The organism is Bifidobacterium sp. ESL0820, assembly GCF_052606235.1.
The window spans coordinates 1,801,427-1,818,563 of sequence record NZ_CP199594.1; the positions used below are offsets into that span (position 1 = coordinate 1,801,427).

Genomic DNA, 17,137 nt, shown 5'->3' on the forward strand with positions numbered 1-17,137 from the left:
GGCTGCGGCTGGCGGTGGCGTTACTCGGCCTGGGTCAGCTTGGTGACCAAGGAATCGGCCACGGACTCGGCATCATCGCCGTCGACGGTCACGGTGACCTTGTCGCCCTTGGCGATGCCCAGGCTCATGACCATCAGAATGCTGCCGGCGTCCACGGGATTGCCTTCGCCCTTGGCTATGGTGACCTTGCATCCGCTGGATGCGGCGGCCTGCGAGAATTCCGAAGCGGGCCTGGCGTGAATGCCTACCGGGTCGGTGATGACGGTGGAACGTTGTGCTGTTGCCATGATGACCAGCTCTCCTGAAGATACGGCCGGTCTTGTTGAACCGGCATGTCGAGTGATGAATACGCTGGTTATCTTACCACTGTCAAAAAGGAATTACAGAAAACGATTACCGTTGAAAAACAAATGAATTTGTGTATACTGAACATCGTTGCTTAAAGAACGTTTCCACTGCCGTTGCTCAGTTCGCCTCAGGGGCGGCCTACACGCAGTGGGCAGGCACTAAGGAGTGCGACATGGAGATCCAAGGCGTGGGCATTGGCCGCGGCGTTGCCGTCGGCCCGGTCATCCATATGGCGGCCGGACTGGATGTGCCCGGGGATGAGGCTAGGCCTGAGAGCCTGACAGCGGATGCTGAATTCGGCAGGGTCGAATCCGCTCTGGCATCGGTCAACAAGGATCTGCTTGCACGCGCCAAGGCCGCCCAGGATGGGCAGGGGGCCAAGGATGCCGCTCCGATACTGACTGCTCTGGCGCAGATGGCCCAGGATCCGGCCCTGAAGACCTCGATCCGATCCCTGCTGGACGGTGGCAAGACCGCCGAGCGATCCGTCTATGAGGCCTTTGCCGACTTCGAGGGAAAGCTCCAGGCCATCGGCGGCTACATGGGGGAGCGGGCCAACGATCTGCATGATGTTGGCCAGCGTGTCATCGCCAATCTGCTCGGCGTGCCGGCCCCTGGCGTGCCGGAAAGCGACAAGCCATTCGTCCTGGTCGCTCCCGACCTGTCTCCGGCCGACACCTCCAGCTTGGACATGACCAAGGTGCTGGCCATCGTCACCATCGAGGGCGGTCCGACCAGCCACACCGCCATCCTGGCCAGGTCCCGGGGAATCGTCGCTGTCGTAGGCGCCCAGGATGCCGCTGGCCTATCCGACGGACAGACGGTCATCGTCGATGCCGCGGCCGGCAAGGTGACGGCCGACCCCACCCAGGAACAGATCGAGAAGGCTGAGCAGGCCCGTCGTGAGGCTGATCAGGCCAAGGCTTTGCGAGGCCGTCCCGGTCAGCTCAAGGATGGAGCCAAGATCCCTCTCCTGGCCAATGTCGGCAAGCCTGCAGATGCTGATCCGGCCCTGGAGTATGGAGCCGAGGGGGTTGGACTCTTCCGCTCGGAGTTCCTCTTCCTGGGCAACGAGCAGGCGCCCGGCGTCGAGGAGCAGGCCAAGGCCTACCGTGCTCTTCTTGAACGTTTCCCTGGCCGTAAGGTGGTCATCCGCCTGCTGGATGCCGGCGCCGACAAGCCGTTGCCCTTCCTGACCCAGGCTGACGAGCCCAATCCCGCCCTGGGGTTGCGTGGTCTGCGCACGCTGAAGGTCCACAGCCAGGTCCTGGAGGACCAGCTGGAGGCCTTAGCCCGGGCCGATGCCGAGACCGATGCCGACCTGTGGGTCATGGCGCCCATGGTTGCCGACGAGCACGAGGCCGACTACTTCGTCCGTCTGGGCAAGAGCAAGGGGCTCAAGCGCGTGGGCGTCATGGCCGAGGTTCCCTCGATTGCCTTGATGGCCGACAAGGTGGCCAAGGTGGCCGATTTCGTCAGCATCGGCACCAACGATCTGACCCAGTACACGCTGGCCGCCGACCGCACGCTGGGTTCGGTCGCCTCCTATCAGACCGCTTGGCATCCTGCCGTCCTCAGGGCCATCAAGCTCATCGCTGATGCCGGTCAGGCCAATAACATGCCTGTCGGAGTCTGCGGCGAGGCTGCTGCCGATCCGGACCTGGCCGTAGTTTTGGCCGGCATCGGCGTGACCAGCCTGTCCATGACTCCGGTCGCCCTGGATGATGTGCGCGCCGAACTGGCCAAGCACACCATGGACGAGGCCAAGGCGCTGGCCGCTAGGGCTCTGGACGGAGAGTTCTATCATTCCCAGGGGTGGTGAGCAGTCGGCCGGATCCACGCAAATCCCCCGGATCCGGTGCAATCGAGCAAGTCAAACAGCACGAGCAAGGAGCAGACATGACGGATTTCCAAGCCTTCCTTCCCGACACATCCTTTGCCCTGGATGTGCCGGCGGCTGACTGGCGGGATGCCATCCGCAAGGCGGGCGACAGGCTGGTGGCCTCCGGGTTCACCACCGATGCCTACACGGACCAGATGATCGAGACCGTCGAGAAGATGGGTCCCTACATCGTCATCGCCCCAGGTCTGGCTCTGGCCCATTCCCGCCCCAGCGAGGCGGTACTGGGAACCGGCCTGAGCTGGGTAAGGCTGTCCACGCCTGTCGAGTTCGGCAACAAGGCCAATGATCCGGTCTCCCTGGTGATCGGTCTGGCCGGACGGGATGAGCAGGAGCACCTGCAGGTGATGTCCGCCATCGCCGGTGCGCTGACCGACGCGAAGAAAACCGAGCAGCTGGCCAAGGCCGGCACCCCTGACGAGGTCCGCGCCATTCTTCAATCGTGAACAAGAAGCAGTAAAAGCAAACAAGAAACAAAGGAGCAACTCATGGATATTCTCTGCGTATGCGGCAACGGCATCGGCACATCGGTCCTGCTCAAGGTCAACGTCGAGCAGGTGGCATCGGAGCTGGGCATGGATGTGACTGTGACCACCTCTGACGCGGGCAGCGCCAAGGGCACGGCCAACATGAACGACCTGGTGCTGACTTCGCCTCAGCTGGCGCCCGAGCTGGAGGGGACCACTACTCCGGTCGAGACCGTCCAGAACTTCATGGACAAGGACGAGATCAAGGGCATTCTGGAGCAGTACGCCGACTGATGCCCCCCGGCGGGCATTCATCATCGCCAGGCCGATGGGACGCCCGCTCTTTCGAGTTGAGAACAAGAGAGAATAGTTAAGGACAAATAATGAATGTCTTCCTTGCGGTGCTGAACTTCATCAGCCAGGAGATTCTGAATGTGCCCGCCTACCTGATCGGCATTGTGGCGGCCATCGGCCTGATCGCCCTGAAACGGAGCGCAGGCCAGGTCATCTCGGGTGCTCTCAAGGCGGCCATGGGCTATCTGATTCTGGGTGCCGGCGCCACTGTGGTGACCAACGCCTTGGATCCCTTCGGCAAGCTGGTCTTCAAGGCCACTGGCGCCCACGGGGTCGTCCCCACCAACGAGGTGATCGTGGCCCAGGCCTCCAGCCAATTCGGCGCAGCCTCCGCCTACATCATCGTGCTCAGCTTCATCGTCATGATCCTGCTGGCACGGTTCACTCCGCTCAAGTACGTCTTCCTGACCGGCCACCATATGGTCTTCATGTCTACACTGCTGGCCCTGGTCCTTTCGATCGGGTTCGGCAAGGGCAACAACCTGCTCATCGTGCTGATCGGCTCCCTGCTCATGGGCGTGATCATGGTCGCCATGCCAGCCTTCGCCCAGCCGTACATGAACCGGGTGACCGGCAGCGACAAGCTGTCCATCGGCCATTTCAACACCTTGGGCTACGTGGTCTCGGGCGCGGTCGGCAGTGCTGTGGGCAAGAAGTCGCGTTCCACCGAGGACATCGACTTCCCCAAGGGGCTGAGCTTCCTGCGTGATTCCATGGTCTCCACCACCCTGCTCATGGTCGTCCTCTACCTGGTCTTCGCTGTCTGGACCGCCTTTGTGGTGCCGGCCAAGGCCGCCTTCGCCGTCTTCCCGTCACACCCGGCCAACTGGGGAGCCTTCTTCATGGCCGCCTTCGCCCAGGCCTTGCAGTTCGGCATCGGCGTGAGCATCATCCTCTACGGCGTCCGCATCATCCTGGGCGAGCTGGTGCCCGCCTTCCAGGGCATCGCCAACAAGGTGGTCCCCGGCGCCCGTCCTGCACTGGACATCCCCATTGTCTTCCCCTACGGTGCCAACGCATCCCTGATCGGCTTCCTGGCCTCCTTCGCCGGTGGTCTGGTGGCTCTGGTCATCATCGCCGTCTGGCTCGGGCCTGTCTGGGGTCTGGCCCTGATCCTGCCGGGCATGGTGCCCCACTTCTTCGATGGCGGCGGTGCCGGTGTCTTCGGCAATGCGACCGGCGGCCGCATCGGAGCCGTGGTCGGCGGCTTCATCAATGGTCTGCTGATCACCTTCCTGCCGGCCATCCTGATGACGGTTCTGGGCAGCTTCGGCCTGTCCAACGCCACCTTCGGCGATGCCGACTTCGCCTGGTACGGCACCGTGGTCGGCAAGCTGGCCCAGCTGGGTATCCCTGCCGGGGCCGTGGTCCTGGTGGTCCTGGCTGTGGTGATCTTCGCCCTGGCCTGGATCTGGCAGGTCAAGGTGGTCAACACCGGATGGATGCCTGCCGCCAAGCATGCTGAGTTCATCGCTGATGTCGAGGCTAAAGAGAAGGAGGCCAAGGCTCAGGCTCGTGCAGCCGCCAAGGCCGCCCGCGCCGAGGCCAAGGCCGCCAAGGCAGCAAAAGCCGAATAGGCATGTGCAAGCGCGCCCTGCAGGCGCCAGGAGAAAGGTCCTGCTGATTCCTTTCTCCGCCCCAACTCAGAGTCGCCCGTTTCCTTTCTACGTGGAGGGAAACGGGCGACTCTTGCATTTTGACCCAGCGCGATGGGCTTTATTGCTCCAAGCGTCTTTAACGGATGAACTTGACCCCGTCACTGGAGCGGGCGAGAATCGAACCATGAGGATTATCACAGATTTCGGCACCAATCCCGATCGGTACGCCAAGCGTGCCCCGCAGTCCCTTACGCGCAAGGGACGTCCTGTAGTCTCCTTCCCCTTCCGGCTTGAGGATGTACCCCAGGAGGCTCGTTACCTGCATTGGATGCTGGTGGATCCTGATTCCGTGCCGGTCTGCGGCTTCCCTTGGATCCACTGGTCCCTGGCCAATCTGCCTGTTGGCGCTCTGGCCGCCCTGCAGCCTGATGAGGCTGACAGCTCTGTTCTGGCCATTCCCGAGGACTTCTCCAGAAACCTGCCCAATCTGATTCCCGGTGTGCCTCAGGGCCGGACTTCGGCCGCCTCGCCACTGGTCATGGAGGAGGAGATCGCCGACGATCCCGCCGTGCTCATGCGCTACAACGGCCCCACCCCTCCAGACCAGGTTCATGACTATGTGCTGTCGGTCTGGGCCACGAAGGAAGCTCTGCCGAATCTGGAGGAGGGATTCTGGCTGAACGCCCTGGTCCATGCCGTTCATTCCGCCCAGCCTGTAGCCGCTGCAGCTCGGGTTTGGCTGCCAGCCGATGCATGAGAATTTGATTTAGCGCACATCCCCTGATATTGGGACCGATATTGGGGCGGTCTGGCACTAGAGTGAGGCCATGCCCCAAGTGCGCAGACGGCCGTCATCCCTGCCTGCCCACGCAGTCGGTTGGAACGGCATTCCCCGGCATCCGGACTGGTGATGACAGTTGACCGCAATCAGACAAAGGAAGACGCTTATATGCCCTGCACCACGCTTCTGATAGGCAAGCACGCCAGTTATGACGGATCTACCATCATCGCCCGAAATGAGGATTCAGCCAACGGGGAGTTCCGTCCCAAGCGCTTCGTCCTGGTCGCTCCCGACCAGCAGCCACGGCACTACCGCAGCGTGATCAGCCACTTGGAGATGGATCTGCCCGAGGACCCCATGCGTTACACCTCGGTGCCCAATGCCGTGCTCGATCAAGGGCTATGGGCCGAAGCAGGCGTCAACAGCGCCAACGTGGCCATGTCAGCCACTGAGACCATCACTACCAACGAGCGTGTGCTGGGCGCCGATCCGCTGGTGGAACTCACCCCCGCCCAGGGCCGTCCGGGCGATGAAGGCTACTTGGCCGAGGTACCCGGGGGCATCGGCGAGGAGGACCTGGTCACCATCGTCCTGCCCTATATCCGCTCGGCGCGGGAGGGTGTCCTGCGGCTGGGCTCCCTTCTTGAGCGCTACGGCACCTATGAGATGAATGGCATTGCCTTCAGCGACGTGGACGAGATCTGGTGGATGGAGACCATAGGCGGCCATCACTGGATCGCCAAGCGGGTGCCCGATGACTCTTATGTGACCATGCCCAACCAGCTGGGCATCGACGAGTTCGATCTGGACGACGCCTTCGGGGAACAGACCGATCACCTTTGCTCGGCCGACCTGCGGGAGTTCATCGCCGACAACCACCTGAATCTTGCCGTGGAGTCGGCCTCGCCCTTCAATCCGCGTGACGCCTTCGGATCCCATAGCGATTCGGATCATGTCTACAACACGCCCCGGGCCTGGTATATGCAGCGCTTCCTCAACCCCTATGACGAGATCTGGGACGGACCGGATGCCGATCATGCCCCCACCAGTGACAACATCCCTTGGTGCCGTCAGCCCGAGCGTCTGATTACCGTGGAGGACGTCAAGTATCTGCTCAGCTCCCACTACCAGGGCACGCCCTACGATCCCTATGGGCGGACTGGCGACGAGCACACCAAAGGGCTCTACCGGCCCATCGGCATCAACCGCAACGACCAGCTGGCCCTGATCCAGCTGCGCCCCTACCGGCCTGAATCCTGCCGGGCCATCCAATGGATGTCCTACGGGTCCAACGCCTTCAATGCCTTGGTTCCCTTCTATGCCAATGTGGATCGGACGCCCGACTATCTGGCCAACGCCACTGACCGGGTCTCCACTGACAGCCTCTACTGGTCCGACCGGCTGATCGCCGCCCTGTGCGATTCCGAATTCGCAGGCACCTCGGCGGCTGTCGAGCGTTACCAGCAGAGCGTGGGCGGCGAGGGCCACCGGCTGATTGCCGCTGCTGACGAGCAGGTGGCACGGCTGGAGGGCGCCGACCAGGGCACCGACAACGCCGAGGTGCGCCAGGTGCTGGAGGCCGCCAACCAGGACATGGCCGACCGTCTGCGCAAGGAAACCGATGACCTGCTTGGCCAGGTGCTGTATACCGTCAGCATGGGCATGCGCAACGGCTACCACCTGTCCGACAACTGAGCCATCCGATTTGCAAAAACCATTAAGGAGGAGAGCCTCATGAGGGGTTTCGATGATTATGTCAGGCCATACGGCTTGTTTGACAAGATCGATGCCTTCGGCTATTTGAAGGATCTGAGGGAGCATCCGGATATGCCGCGCAAGCAGGGCCGAGTGCTGTTGGTGACCGCCGACACCCCGCTCAAGGCTTCGCGAGGGGAGGGCAAGACCACGACCACCATCGCCCTGATCGATGCTCTGCGCGCCCGGGGGGTGGATGCTGCGGCCGTCCTGCGTCAGCCCAGCATGGGCATCACCGCAGCTGGATCCAAGGGTGGCGCCTCCGGTGGCGGCAAGTCTTCCCTGACGCATCCTGAGCTGGTGGACTGGGGTCTGTGCGGGGAGATGGCGGCTATCGAATCCGCGCAGAACCTGTTGGTCTCCTTTGCTGAGAAGGCTGTGGACGAGGGCCGGCTGGACACCGTCCTGGTGCCCCGGGTCAGCGAGGTGCCTTCACGGTCCTTGCGGCAGATCACCGTGGACCGAGGCAAGGGCGATCTGCCCGAGCGGACCGTGCTGACGCCAACCTGTGAGCTCATGCAGATCGTCGTGCTCTCCCGGAGCATGGAGGAGATCGAACGGCGTGTGGCAGCCATGGTCGCGGGGACCCTGGGCGGTCGCCCGGTCACCTTTGGTGAGTTTGTGGACCTGTGGCGGATCACCGGCATTCTGACCGACGCGGTCAAGCCTGCCTTCACTCAGACCCTGGAGGGTTCACCGGTCTATGTGCATGGCGGACCTTTCGCCAACGTCTCCATCGGCATCCCTAGCCTGGTCTCCGTGGAAATGGCCTGCGCCCGGCACGACGTGGTCGTCGTCGAGGCGGGCTATGGAGCTGATGCCGGTGCCCAGAAGTGGCTGGACATCGCCGCCCGCGAATATGGGGCCCAGTGGCCTGCCGCCGCAGTGGTCGTCACCCGTGCCACCACTTGGCGGGACGATCCCAAGCTGCGCTGGCGCTATCCCTTCCACGTGCATCGTCTGGAGGGACTGGGCATCCCCACCTTCCCGCTGATCAACCTCTGGGAGGGCGAGGACGATCAGGTGAATTCCCTGCGGGAGACGGCCGACGGTCTGGGCTTCCGCAGGCCTATGGCGGGCAACCTCTTCCGTGATGGGGGCAAGGCCCTTGAGCCTCAGCTGGATGATCTGATCAAGGCCTTGCAGGAGCCTGCGAAGGCCCAGGCGGATACGGCCAGCCTGCATGATATGTCTGTGCCGGATCGGATTCGCTGGATCGCCCAGAGCGCTTACGGGGTGCCGGCTGATCGGGTTGTTGAGCGTGAGGGCTTCCAGGACAGCCTCCAGGCGGCCTCAGACTTGTGCAGCAAGGCAGGCATCTCCCTCGAGGATCTGGTGGTGGTGGCGGTCAAATCGCCGGCTACCATGACCGACAATGATCGGGCCGACCAGGACAAGCGCACAGTCACCCTGAAGAAAGTCGAGGCCCATACGGGTGCCGGTCTTCTGCAGGTAAACCTGACCACCTCCCTGACCACGCCCATGCCCAAGATCGTCTAAGCAGGCCATGCATGGATTCGGCAGACCCGTGACGCGCCGTGTTGCGGGTCTGCAGAAACCGTGTATAGTATCTACTTGGCTCTTGAAAGTGCCCTGCCCCTATAGCTCAGTTGGCTAGAGCAGCTGACTCTTAATCAGCGTGTCCGGGGTTCGAGCCCCCGTGGGGGCACAGAGTCAAAGCCCTACAGCCGCAAAGGCTGCGGGGCTTTTTCATTGCTCATTGGATTCTCCTTAAACACGATTTTGTGTGACATCTGTGTGACAAAAGTCTCCGCAAAAGAAAAGCCCCGCCGAAGCGGGGCTCATATTGAGGCTTACTTGAACAGGTCCCAGATGCTGACCGTGGTCTTCCGGTAGATCTTGTTGTAGGCGGCTTTCCTGGGGTTCCGTATCCACCCCATGCCCTTCTTCCCGTATCCGGGGATGAGGGCTTTCTTCGCCTGCCTCTTCCACTTGCCCGTGGTTCGCACCTTGATGGAGCGTCTGGGGCTGGGCGTGCGCATGCCGAACTTCATCCCAGCGGATACTCCCATCCATGCCCTTCGCCCATTTGAGGATAGTAAAGCGTTCCGTCTAGGGAGGGCACATCGAATATGACCTTGCCTTGTGCTTTTGCATTCTGATTCAACGAGCCCGGCAGTTTGTCTGTTTGTACCATGCAGGATTCCGCAGCCGCAGACCCCGGCATCCCGTTCCATTGTGTGCCGTCTTTCTGGATGAGCTGCCACCGGTAGGCGGTGCCGACATCCAATGAGCCGTATTTGTTAGGATTGTAGTTTTCGGTTGTTTTGGCGTTGATGTCGAATTCGATGAAATGGCCATGCTCCGGCTGCTGATGCTCGGGATTTGAGCAGGTCGGGTCAGGGATGATCTTGGTCACGGTCCAGTCGGCCACGTCCTTGCCGTCTTCGCCAGTGATGCCGGCCTCGTCGCCGATGTGTTTTACGATGTTGCCTCGGCTGTTTTTCTTGGGTGTTTGCGATGCTGCGGCAGTTTTGTCTGCCGGCTGGGTTTGAGTGCTGTTGTCTTCACCGCACCCGGATAATCCCAACGCTAGTGCTAAAGCGGCTGCGATAGCAGCGACCGGTCTTCTCATTTTGCCTCCCTATCTGCTTCGACCATCAGCAGACTACTTGTTGTTCTGTACGGTGATTATGACTGTGCTGATTGTCGATAGACTATTGGCGTTCCAGAATGAGAGTGAGTCCGGAATCGCCATTATATGACCAGGTCGCCTCAAGATTGCCCCATGAATCCGACTGCATCCCCGAAAACCCGTTCGTCTGTCCGATCTTCGCTTGGATTGCCTCTGGCATTTCAGTCCATTTCGCTACGCATTTATACGTCTCTTAATCAGCGTGTCCGGGGTTCCAGCCCCAGTGGGGGCACAGAGTCAAAGCCCTACAGCCGCAAAGGCTGCGGGGCTTTTCCTTTACCTGTATCAGGTTCGAGTCTTATCCAAGAGATCGGAATATGGTGCTTGAACACGCAAGTATAGACATCATATTGTCATGTTGTTATAATGTTTGCGAAATTCGATGTTGAAGATTCCGTGGGGAGGCATCCACCCTCCCGCGAACATTCGCTACGAAGCGGATGGGCTTCATCGTATGCGAGGAGGCAAATTGCTGGACGAGTATTTCCCGGAAGGCACCGTCATGTACAGGGACGGCGTGGCCGGTTGGGAGGAAGCAGTGGATGTGGTCACCGCTCCGCTGGTTGACTTGGGAAGGATCAAGCCTTCTTATGTCGAGGCCATCAAGGCTTCCATACGCAAACCAGGCGGCACCTACATTGATCTGGGTCAAGGCATCGCCATGGCCCACGCCAGGCCGGAGGCAGGCGTTGTGACCACTTCCCTGTCGGTGCTGAAGGTCGGCAGGCCCTTTTTGCTGGCCGATTCACAGGATCACCCGATCAACACGTTCTTCTGCCTGGCCGCGCAGGACTCGAACAGCCATTTGAGCCTGATGCAATCGTTGGCGACCTTCCTGAGTGACGGCACCAATCAGGAACGGCTGGGCAAGGCCGCGAACGTTGAGGAATTGAGGACGATCCTCAAGGAAGAAAGGTAATCAATATGAAGATTCTGACGGTTTGCAGCACTGGACTGGGGTCGAGCTTCATCACCCAGCTCAACATTGACAAGGCCTTGAAAGAGCTTGGTGTGACCGGTGTCGAGACCGACCATAGCGATTTGGGCTCGGTCAACAAGGGTGATGCCGATCTTATTTTTGTCGGGCGTGATATCGCTGATGCTGCCAAGGATCTGGGAGACGTGGTTGTCCTGAATAGCCTGATCGATATGAATGAGATCAAAGAAAAGCTGGCCGAGGCCCTGAAGCGCCATGGCATGGATGTTCCTCAAGGAGGGCAGACGGCATGAACGGTGCATTAAAGGTCCTTTTGGACATTTTCCGACAGCCTGCCGTCATTGTCGCGCTGATCTCCCTGATCGGTCTGGCCCTGCAGCGCAAGTCTGCTACGGACGTCATGAAGGGGACTGTCAGGACATTCGTAGGCTTTCTGGTTCTGACCGCAGGCGCAGGCGTGGTCACTAATGCCTTGACGCCTTTCGGAGATATGTTCCAGCATGCCTTCCATGTTCAGGGCGTCGTCCCCAACAATGAGGCCATCGTTGGCACGGTCCTGGTCAAATACGGCTCTATCGCTGCTCTGATCTTCTTCTTCGGGATGATTGTCAACATCCTGCTTTCGGCTACTTCATATTTCAAATATGTGTATTTGTCGGGCCACGTAGCCTTCTATATGGCCACGATGATAACCGTCATTTTCGTCACAGCCGGATTCCCCACCTGGCAGACTTTGCTCTGGGGATCCATCGCCCAAGGGCTGGTCGTGACTCTTTCCCCTGCAATTGTGCAGCCCTTCATGAAAAAAGTCACTGGCACCGATGATGTGGCCCTGGGGCACACCGGCGGCTCAGGCATCGCCCTGGGTGGTCTGGTAGCAACGCTCACCCGCAGCAAGAAGCATCCCTCCAAATCGACTGAGGAGATCAACTTCCCCAAGAATCTGGGCTTCCTGCGCGATACCACGGTCATCGTGGCCCTGTCTATGGCAGTGATCTATGTCATTGTGGCGCTCTTCGCGGGTCCTGCTTATATCGAGAGCAAGCTCAGCGGCGGACAGAACTTCATTGTCTATGTGATCATTCAGGCAGCCACTTTCTCAGCCGGCGTCTATATCATTCTGGCGGGTGTTCGTGTGGTCTTGGGTGAGATCGTTCCTGCCTTCAAGGGCATCAGCGAGCACCTGGTCAAGAACGCCAAGCCTGCCCTGGACGTTCCCGTCACCTTCACCTTTGCCCCTAACGCCGTTCTGATCGGGTTCCTGTCCAGCTTCGTCGGCGGCATCGTAGGCATGGCCATCTTGGCTTTGGCTGGTACGACCGTCATCATTCCCGGCGTCGTGTCCCACTTCATGACCGGCGGCGCCACAGGCGTGATCGGCAACGGCGCAGGCGGGCGACGTGGAGCCGTTCTCGGTTCCTTCGTCAACGGACTGGCCATCACCTTCCTGCCCTACCTGCTCTTGCCGGTGCTAGGCTCCTTGGGCAAGGGAGCCGCCACGTATTCTGGTCCTGATTTCGGCGTTGCTGGTCTTTTCCTGGGGTATCTCGATAAGGCAGGCGGGCAGATTGCCATGATTGTGGGAATCATTGTCGTGCTGGTCCTGGTCTATGTGGTTTCCTACTTCATGAACAAGCGCAAGAAGGCCAAGGCAGCTGCCTGAGGACGAAACCTGATCCTGTCTGAAGTAGGCAGAGATGAACATGAAGGGCCATGGTGCTCGATGGGCTTTCCACAATCGAAACCATGGCCCCTCTGCCGCAGCCGGATTTTTCATCCTGGTCTGCAGCAGTGCGCAAACGCGAAGCTTGTACTATATCGTGGAAGATGACAATCCTTGGTTGGCGCGTATGGCGGGATTGCAATTCATGAATGCAATGAAGTCGGTTGGGGGGTCGGTTCTGCAATGGTAGATGGAATTCCCAAGTATGTGTCCGTGCGAGACCATTTGCGCGGGAGCATCAAACGGATGAAGGATGGAGCGCAGCTGCCTACTGAGTCCGAACTCTGCACACGGTACAAGGTCAGTCGGATCACGGTTCGCCATGCCATAGAAGATCTGATCCGTGAGGGGCTGATCGTTCGTAGCCAGGGCAAGGGGACCTTCAAGCTGAAGTCGCCCACTTCTTCCCGCGAGGTGATCAACGGCCGCATCAGAGGCTTCTGGCGTCAGCAGCATGACCTGGGCAGAACGGTCAAGACCCGAGTGCTGGGCAACAGGATTGTCAAGAAAGCCGATATTGCATCAAAGCTGGGTCTGGAGGCTGAAGCGGACCTGATCGAGCTGGAGCGGTTGCGCTATGTCAATGGCAACCTACAGCAATATGTCTGCACCTACCTGCCGGATGCACAGTTTCCGGAGATACTTGAGCATGATTTCTCCGACGGATCCCTCTATGACTTCATAGAAGGACGATACGACGTCAGGCTCGCCAGGAACGAGGTCGTGGTCCGCATCGAGAATGTCGATTCACGGATAGCCGGGTACTTTCATGTGGACAAGGGTCGGCCCGTGCTGGCTATGGACTCCACCGTCTTCGACGGATTCGGCTCAGTGGTGGCATTCGGCGTGGCTCTCCAACCGCCTGCATATTCCGAAATAGAGTTCGTCATCAACAGCGTGCCGGACTCCAGGTAACATTCCCTGCTCAGGAAGGTCGGTGGTGGCCTCTGGCGATGACTGTGAATGTTTCCCGCCCCTTGGACAGTCCTTCATGGCGGTATTCGGGAATTGCGGTCTAGTTCCCGTGGCAGGGTGCGCCTGAATGGGATCCACTGTCTGTGTGTCGTGTTTGTCGTGCTTGAATGGTTCGTCCTGCCATGGATATGATTGACCATATATGCCCGATTCCTCGCAATGAGTGTATCGGAGATGGGAAGGCAGGTGCGACCATGGGGCGTCTTCAAGGCAGGAAAGAGCGCGAGCCGTTTGTGCTCGAGCATGCCAGTATCGCGACCGGAGATGAGCAAGGCACGGTCCAGAAGGATATGTCTGTTCTGGTGTCCGCGGACGGCCGGATAGAGCAGGTCTGCCCGACCCCGCTGGCCTACGTGCCTTCCGGATATCACCGGATCAACGCTACGGGCAAGTTTGTGGCGCCTGGACTCATCAATGCCCATACCCATCTTTTTGCCGACGGCAAGCCCCTGTCTGGCGGTACGGACCTGTCGCCGCGCGTGGTCGACGCTGCTTTGAAAGTGGTGCACAGCCCTGCCGGCAAAGTCCTTATGGATGCCAGGATCAAAGGCAACGTTTCCACTCTGCTGAATTCTGGAGTGACGACCATCCGTACCCTGGGTGATGTGGGCTATGAGGCGGTTCGTCTGCGTGACAAGATTGATGCCGACGAGCTGACTGGCCCGCGCATGTTGGCTGCCGGTCCGCTCCTGGCGATTCCAGGAGGGCACGGTGATCCCTTCATCGCCCTGTCCTGCTCCTCTCCCGAAGAAGCCAGGCGTCGGACCCGGGAGAACCTGGATCATGGCGTCAATGCCATCAAGGTGGCTGCGACCGGTGGCGTCACCGATGCCACCAAGCTTGGCGAGGCCGGCAGCCCGCAGATGACCGAGGAGGAAATGGCCGCCGTCTGCGATGAAGCCCATGAGTTTGGCGTGCTCGTCGCAGCACACGCTCAAAGCCCCGAGGGGGTCAAGGCCGCTCTCAAGGCAGGCGTGGATACCATAGAACACGGCAGTGCTCTGGATGACGAGATGATTGGGCTCTTCCTTGACAATCCGCGCTCGCTTCGTGGTTTCTCGGCCCTGGACCCCACACTGTCCGCCGGACTGCCGCTGGTCAAGATCAGCCAGCAGGAGCTGGGAATCAGCGACATAGTACGCGGCAACTCCGAACTGGTCGTTGACGGCATGGTCAAGAGCGCCAAGCAGGCTCACGAGAACGGCATTGCCGTCGGCGTCGGGACCGACACCGGCATGACCTTCGTGCCCCAGTACAGCACTTGGCGGGAACTCGACTATCTGGTGCGGTACGCTGACTTCACTCCGGCGCAGGCCTTCCACGCCGCCACCCAGGTCAATGCCCGAAACCTGGGCTTCGACAATGTCACTGGCTCGGTCGATACGGGCAAGGATGCGGATCTGATCGTCCTTGACGAGGACCCTGCCAAGAATGTGCGGACCCTGGCTGACCCCAAGCTGGTCATCGTTCGTGGCAAGCCGGTCTGGCGTCCTGGGGTCAAGCACTTCGAGGAAATAGATCGCCTGCTCGACAGCTTCTGAGCATTTGCCTTGTGCGACCATTCAGGAGCAAGTAGTAGTTTGGCTGCCTGATGCTTCCCTGATGACCGGATGGTATGCAAGCATGTCGGTATGCACAAGGGAGAACCGAGAGTGGATCAGGGCGACCAAGCCAAGGTCGTAGGAAGGTTGGCACCTTCGCCGACTGGGCGAATGCACCTTGGCAATATCTATGCATGTCTGGCGGCCTGGCTGGGTGTCAGGTCGCAAGGATCTGGCGGGGTTCTGCGGCTTCGCATCGAAGACATAGATGCGCCGCGGGTGGTAAAGGACGCTGATCGTTGGATCATGGATGACCTGGCCTGGCTGGGATTGGATTGGGACGGCGAAGTGGTCTACCAGTCCCAGCGCGCCGATGCCTACAGCCAGGCATTGAAATTACTTGAATCACAGCAATTAATTGGCGGGCAGCCCCTGGTCTACCCATGCTTCTGCTCCCGTGCCGACATCCGTGCGGCATCGGCGCCGAATGAGGGCGACGGGTTCATCGTCTATCCGGGCACCTGCCGAGGACTTTCCCATCAGACAGTCAGTGAAAGGCTGGCTCGGGGGCAGAGGCACAGCCTGCGAATCGCAGTCCCCGATCAACCCGACGAGTCGGATGCCGCCTGTCGCTTCAGGGATCTGATCTTTGGCCCGCAGTCCTTCAACTTGCCCAGGCAGGTCGGCGATGTGGTCGTCAGACGTTCGGACGGCTTGGTTTCCTATCAGTTGGCGGTGACGGTGGATGACCTGGCCATGGGCGTCAATCAGATCGTTCGAGGACGGGACCTCCTAAGGTCCACGGCCATTCAGATGTGGATCCGGAATCACCTTCAGCCGCAGGCTCCTCGTGTTCAGTATGCGCATCTGCCGCTGATCGATGGCGTGGACGGCAGGAGAATGTCCAAACGCTTCGGATCGCCGGACCTGGGGTTGCTTAGGAGAGACGGATGGGCGGCCAAGCAGGTGCTGGGGGTCTGCGGCTGGCTCCTGGGAATCTTGGACTGTCCCAGACCTGCAAGTGCGCGGGAGCTGCTGGATGGTTTCACGTGGAACACGTTGGCCGCTGAACGCAAGGACCGGCAGCTTGACCTGAGCAAGCTGAACGTTTCTGACGTAAGGCCGGATCTGTGAGCTCTTCGATTTTGAATTTCCTTGCTCGTTTCTGGCATCAGCTTTCTCCCGGGCTTGTGAGCTTGCCGGTATGAGCCACTGGCTACCATGGCCTCAGTCAAGGCTTCCGGATTTTAAGGAGGTAGCGGGTCATGGTCGCTTATATGGACCACAAGGATCTGGGCAATCGGCAGATCAGCCGGGAACGGGCGGTGCAGATCACGGATGGGGTCAAGCGTGTGGCTGACAGGATCGCCAAAGCGGAGGACTCCGCCGGCCGAAAAGAAGGCTCGGTGACTCTGCTGGCGGCCACCAAGACCCGCGATGTGGGCGAGATCATGGCAGCCATTGATGCCGGGGTGCGTCGGATCGGCGAGAACCGTCCTCAGGAGGTCACCGCCAAGGCCCGGGGTTTGCTGGAGCTCTGTCGGGACAGGGGACTGGTTCTTGGCGCCGACGCTGCAGACAGTGATTCATCAAGCGCCAGCGTGGGCTTCCGCCTCATTGGGCAGCTCCAATCCAACAAGATCAATAAGATCCTGCCATATGTCGACACGGTCGAGTCGGTCGACGGGCCCTCGCTGGCTCGAAAGCTGGCCACACGGGCACTGGCGGCGGGCAGAACTGTGGGCATCCTCCTGGAGGTCAACGAGTCCGGCGAGCAGGCCAAGTCGGGATGTGCCCCCGACCAGGCCCTGGATCTGGCCTATGAGCTGGCCAGTATGGAGGGGATTAGGCTCAAGGGTCTGATGACCGTCGGCGCCCATGTGGATGATGAAGCCGTCATCAGGAGCGGATTCGCCCATCTCCGCGGCCTGCGAGACCGCATCAGGGATTCGGGGGAGCCGGGCACGGACACCTGTACCATGCTGTCCATGGGCATGACCGGAGACATGGAGTATGCGGTGGCCGAGGGGTCGACCGAGGTCCGTGTAGGCACAGCCATATTCGGCCCTCGGGCTTTTATCTGACCGGCAGCTCTCTGTTTC

General features: G+C 60.3%; 17 protein-coding genes and 1 tRNA gene. 15 read left to right on the forward strand and 3 right to left on the reverse strand.

What is annotated here, in order from left to right:
- Nucleotides 1–20: 20 nt before the first annotated feature.
- Nucleotides 21–287 (reverse strand): HPr family phosphocarrier protein, encoded by a 267-nt coding sequence (locus tag ACUIAH_RS07075; RefSeq protein WP_024626952.1) that lies wholly within the window; start codon nt 285–287, stop codon nt 21–23.
- A gap of 233 nt (nt 288–520) precedes the next feature.
- Here ACUIAH_RS07075 and ptsP point away from each other — a divergent pair, with 233 nt between their 5' ends.
- The 8 genes from ptsP (at nt 521) to ACUIAH_RS07115 (ending at nt 8,872) form a co-directional block, all read left to right on the forward strand.
- Nucleotides 521–2,170 carry a phosphoenolpyruvate--protein phosphotransferase gene (gene ptsP, locus ACUIAH_RS07080; protein WP_445340813.1) on the forward strand — a complete coding sequence of 550 codons (1,650 nt, stop codon included), beginning with the start codon at nt 521–523 and terminating at the stop codon, nt 2,168–2,170.
- 77 nt (nt 2,171–2,247) lie between these two features.
- Nucleotides 2,248–2,694 carry a PTS sugar transporter subunit IIA gene (locus ACUIAH_RS07085; RefSeq protein WP_144084939.1) on the forward strand — a complete coding sequence of 149 codons (447 nt, stop codon included), beginning with the start codon at nt 2,248–2,250 and terminating at the stop codon, nt 2,692–2,694.
- Between the two features lie 42 nt (nt 2,695–2,736).
- Complete coding sequence (locus ACUIAH_RS07090; RefSeq protein WP_024626949.1) at nt 2,737–3,009, forward strand: PTS sugar transporter subunit IIB; 273 nt, start codon at nt 2,737–2,739, stop codon at nt 3,007–3,009.
- 89 nt (nt 3,010–3,098) lie between these two features.
- Nucleotides 3,099–4,646 (forward strand): PTS ascorbate transporter subunit IIC, encoded by a 1,548-nt coding sequence (locus ACUIAH_RS07095; protein ID WP_144084940.1) that lies wholly within the window; start codon nt 3,099–3,101, stop codon nt 4,644–4,646.
- Between the two features lie 205 nt (nt 4,647–4,851).
- Nucleotides 4,852–5,424 carry a YbhB/YbcL family Raf kinase inhibitor-like protein gene (locus tag ACUIAH_RS07100; protein ID WP_445340814.1) on the forward strand — a complete coding sequence of 191 codons (573 nt, stop codon included), beginning with the start codon at nt 4,852–4,854 and terminating at the stop codon, nt 5,422–5,424.
- A 192-nt stretch (nt 5,425–5,616) separates the two neighbouring features.
- The gene (locus ACUIAH_RS07105) at nt 5,617–7,143 is read left to right on the forward strand and encodes a C69 family dipeptidase (RefSeq protein WP_445340815.1); all 1,527 of its coding nucleotides are present in this window, start codon (nt 5,617–5,619) and stop codon (nt 7,141–7,143) included.
- 39 nt (nt 7,144–7,182) lie between these two features.
- The gene (locus tag ACUIAH_RS07110; protein ID WP_445340816.1) at nt 7,183–8,703 is read left to right on the forward strand and encodes a formate--tetrahydrofolate ligase; all 1,521 of its coding nucleotides are present in this window, start codon (nt 7,183–7,185) and stop codon (nt 8,701–8,703) included.
- Nucleotides 8,704–8,798: 95 nt separating this feature from the next.
- Nucleotides 8,799–8,872 (forward strand) — tRNA-Lys (locus ACUIAH_RS07115).
- A 145-nt stretch (nt 8,873–9,017) separates the two neighbouring features.
- On the opposite strand, the gene ACUIAH_RS07120 is transcribed toward ACUIAH_RS07115, so the two are convergent.
- On the reverse strand, nt 9,018–9,218 hold the full coding sequence (locus ACUIAH_RS07120) for a hypothetical protein (RefSeq protein ID WP_445341573.1): 201 nt from the start codon (nt 9,216–9,218) through the stop codon (nt 9,018–9,020).
- Nucleotides 9,215–9,799: a hypothetical protein gene (locus ACUIAH_RS07125; protein ID WP_445340817.1), complete on the reverse strand. Its 585-nt coding sequence runs from the start codon at nt 9,797–9,799 to the stop codon at nt 9,215–9,217. The genes ACUIAH_RS07120 and ACUIAH_RS07125 overlap by 4 nt, the downstream gene beginning before the upstream one ends.
- A 442-nt stretch (nt 9,800–10,241) precedes the next feature.
- Here ACUIAH_RS07125 and ACUIAH_RS07130 point away from each other — a divergent pair, with 442 nt between their 5' ends.
- From ACUIAH_RS07130 to ACUIAH_RS07160, 7 genes are all read left to right on the forward strand, one after another.
- Nucleotides 10,242–10,778 (forward strand): PTS sugar transporter subunit IIA, encoded by a 537-nt coding sequence (locus ACUIAH_RS07130; RefSeq protein WP_445340818.1) that lies wholly within the window; start codon nt 10,242–10,244, stop codon nt 10,776–10,778.
- A gap of 5 nt (nt 10,779–10,783) precedes the next feature.
- A complete protein-coding gene (locus ACUIAH_RS07135) occupies nt 10,784–11,089 on the forward strand; it encodes a PTS sugar transporter subunit IIB (RefSeq protein ID WP_198199565.1) in 306 nt (101 codons plus the stop codon).
- Entirely contained in the window at nt 11,086–12,459 is a 1,374-nt protein-coding gene (locus ACUIAH_RS07140) for a PTS ascorbate transporter subunit IIC (protein WP_445340819.1), read from the forward strand. Before ACUIAH_RS07135 ends, ACUIAH_RS07140 begins: the two co-directional genes overlap by 4 nt.
- Before the next feature lie 306 nt (nt 12,460–12,765).
- Complete coding sequence (locus tag ACUIAH_RS07145; RefSeq protein WP_232349471.1) at nt 12,766–13,434, forward strand: GntR family transcriptional regulator; 669 nt, start codon at nt 12,766–12,768, stop codon at nt 13,432–13,434.
- A 254-nt stretch (nt 13,435–13,688) separates the two neighbouring features.
- A complete protein-coding gene (locus tag ACUIAH_RS07150; RefSeq protein ID WP_445339343.1) occupies nt 13,689–15,035 on the forward strand; it encodes an amidohydrolase family protein in 1,347 nt (448 codons plus the stop codon).
- A gap of 90 nt (nt 15,036–15,125) precedes the next feature.
- Nucleotides 15,126–16,169: a tRNA glutamyl-Q(34) synthetase GluQRS gene (gluQRS, locus tag ACUIAH_RS07155; protein WP_445340820.1), complete on the forward strand. Its 1,044-nt coding sequence runs from the start codon at nt 15,126–15,128 to the stop codon at nt 16,167–16,169.
- 131 nt (nt 16,170–16,300) lie between these two features.
- Entirely contained in the window at nt 16,301–17,119 is an 819-nt protein-coding gene (locus tag ACUIAH_RS07160) for a YggS family pyridoxal phosphate-dependent enzyme (protein ID WP_445340821.1), read from the forward strand.
- Nucleotides 17,120–17,137 lie beyond the last annotated feature (18 nt).

What these genes read in the sequence shown, in the direction of transcription:
- ACUIAH_RS07090 (WP_024626949.1), top strand. Translation starts at nt 2,737, where the DNA reads ATGGATATTCTCTGCGTATGCGGCAACGGCATCGGCACATCGGTCCTG.
- ACUIAH_RS07095 (WP_144084940.1), top strand. Translation starts at nt 3,099, where the DNA reads ATGAATGTCTTCCTTGCGGTGCTGAACTTCATCAGCCAGGAGATTCTG.
- ACUIAH_RS07145 (WP_232349471.1), top strand. Translation starts at nt 12,766, where the DNA reads ATGAAGGATGGAGCGCAGCTGCCTACTGAGTCCGAACTCTGCACACGG.
- ACUIAH_RS07150 (WP_445339343.1), top strand. Translation starts at nt 13,689, where the DNA reads ATGGGGCGTCTTCAAGGCAGGAAAGAGCGCGAGCCGTTTGTGCTCGAG.
- ACUIAH_RS07100 (WP_445340814.1), top strand. Translation starts at nt 4,852, where the DNA reads ATGAGGATTATCACAGATTTCGGCACCAATCCCGATCGGTACGCCAAG.
- ACUIAH_RS07110 (WP_445340816.1), top strand. Translation starts at nt 7,183, where the DNA reads ATGAGGGGTTTCGATGATTATGTCAGGCCATACGGCTTGTTTGACAAG.
- ACUIAH_RS07105 (WP_445340815.1), top strand. Translation starts at nt 5,617, where the DNA reads ATGCCCTGCACCACGCTTCTGATAGGCAAGCACGCCAGTTATGACGGA.
- ACUIAH_RS07160 (WP_445340821.1), top strand. Translation starts at nt 16,301, where the DNA reads ATGGTCGCTTATATGGACCACAAGGATCTGGGCAATCGGCAGATCAGC.
- ptsP (WP_445340813.1), top strand. Translation starts at nt 521, where the DNA reads ATGGAGATCCAAGGCGTGGGCATTGGCCGCGGCGTTGCCGTCGGCCCG.
- ACUIAH_RS07120 (WP_445341573.1), bottom strand. Translation starts at nt 9,218, where the DNA reads ATGAAGTTCGGCATGCGCACGCCCAGCCCCAGACGCTCCATCAAGGTG.
- ACUIAH_RS07075 (WP_024626952.1), bottom strand. Translation starts at nt 287, where the DNA reads ATGGCAACAGCACAACGTTCCACCGTCATCACCGACCCGGTAGGCATT.
- ACUIAH_RS07140 (WP_445340819.1), top strand. Translation starts at nt 11,086, where the DNA reads ATGAACGGTGCATTAAAGGTCCTTTTGGACATTTTCCGACAGCCTGCC.
- ACUIAH_RS07130 (WP_445340818.1), top strand. Translation starts at nt 10,242, where the DNA reads ATGTTGAAGATTCCGTGGGGAGGCATCCACCCTCCCGCGAACATTCGC.
- gluQRS (WP_445340820.1), top strand. Translation starts at nt 15,126, where the DNA reads ATGCACAAGGGAGAACCGAGAGTGGATCAGGGCGACCAAGCCAAGGTC.
- ACUIAH_RS07125 (WP_445340817.1), bottom strand. Translation starts at nt 9,799, where the DNA reads ATGAGAAGACCGGTCGCTGCTATCGCAGCCGCTTTAGCACTAGCGTTG.
- ACUIAH_RS07135 (WP_198199565.1), top strand. Translation starts at nt 10,784, where the DNA reads ATGAAGATTCTGACGGTTTGCAGCACTGGACTGGGGTCGAGCTTCATC.
- ACUIAH_RS07085 (WP_144084939.1), top strand. Translation starts at nt 2,248, where the DNA reads ATGACGGATTTCCAAGCCTTCCTTCCCGACACATCCTTTGCCCTGGAT.